The sequence below is a fragment of the Solilutibacter tolerans genome (genome assembly GCF_900155935.1).
Taxonomy (GTDB): Bacteria; Pseudomonadota; Gammaproteobacteria; order Xanthomonadales; family Xanthomonadaceae; genus Solilutibacter; species Solilutibacter tolerans.
This window is the reverse complement of record NZ_FTLW01000020.1, coordinates 1-1,033: the sequence shown is the minus strand read 5'-3', so window position 1 is coordinate 1,033 and position 1,033 is coordinate 1. Positions and strand designations below refer to the sequence as shown.

At 66.3% G+C, this 1,033-nt stretch carries 1 protein-coding gene; it reads right to left on the bottom strand.

What is annotated here, in order from left to right:
• Positions 1-946 (bottom strand): IS481 family transposase (locus BW989_RS12280; protein ID WP_076588729.1); only part of this gene is annotated, 946 nt, incomplete at its 3' end.
• Between the last annotated feature and the right edge of the window lie 87 nt (positions 947-1,033).

The following is a 1,033-nucleotide window of genomic DNA, read 5'->3' as shown; positions in this document are numbered from 1 at the left end:
TGTGTAAACCCAGGACGTTGTTCAGTGGAAGCTGGATGCGGCTGATCGGGGGTTGGTAGCCAAGGCTGGCGTGCGGCCGGTGCCAGTTGTACTGGTGCAGCCAGCGAGGAAGAGCGTGCCGACGCTGCTCCGAGCTGTCGTAGGAGCGGGCATAGGCCCATTCGCGCAAAGCGGTCTGGACCAGGCGTTCGGCCTTGCCGTTGGTACGCGGGGTGTAGGGTCGCGTGCGCAGATGGCGCAGGCCCAAGCGGCGCAGGAGCCGGCAGAAGCGCCGGGACTTGTAGCAGGCACCGTTGTCGGTCATCACCCGGGTGAAGGTGACGCCCAGGCCGCGGTAGTAGCGCAGTGCTTGAAGCAGTGCGCGGCAAGCGCTGGATCCGCGCTCATCACCTTCAATGGTGCCGAAGGCGACTCGTGAGTGATCGTCGATGGCGAGGTGGACGAACTCCCAGCCGGCGCCATCGGAGGCGCCCTGGCGATCGCCAGTGACCCGATGCCCTGGGCGCCAGAAGCGGCCCAGCTTCTTGATGTCCAGATGCAGCAGGTCCCCGGCCTGGTGATACTCGTAGCGATTGTCCGGGCGAGCCGGCTCAAGCTCGGCCAGCCGGTGCAGCCCGGCGCGGCGCATCAGCCGGGCAATGGTGCTCAGGCCGACCGGCAAGGCCAATGCGATCTGGCGGTAGGTCTGGCGTTGACGGCGCAGCGCGGTCACCTCGGCGGCCACCGATGGTGGGGTGGCATGCGGACAGCGGTGCGGGCGCGATGACCGGTCATCCAGGCCTGCCCAGCCTTCTTCGCGAAAGCGGCGCAGCCACTTGTAAGCGGTTCTGACGCTCACGCCCGCGGCATGCGCTGCCTCCTCGACCCGCAGGCCATGGTTGATCACTCGCTCCACAAGCAAGGCTCGACCGCGAGGCGTAAGACGGGCATGTTTATGCAGGTTCATCCGGGGCTCCTGGAGGGGTGGCTGATTCGCACCTCCAGTCTTCCGGGATCACCCCGGATGAACAACCTACTGAGAGATCACAGCTAG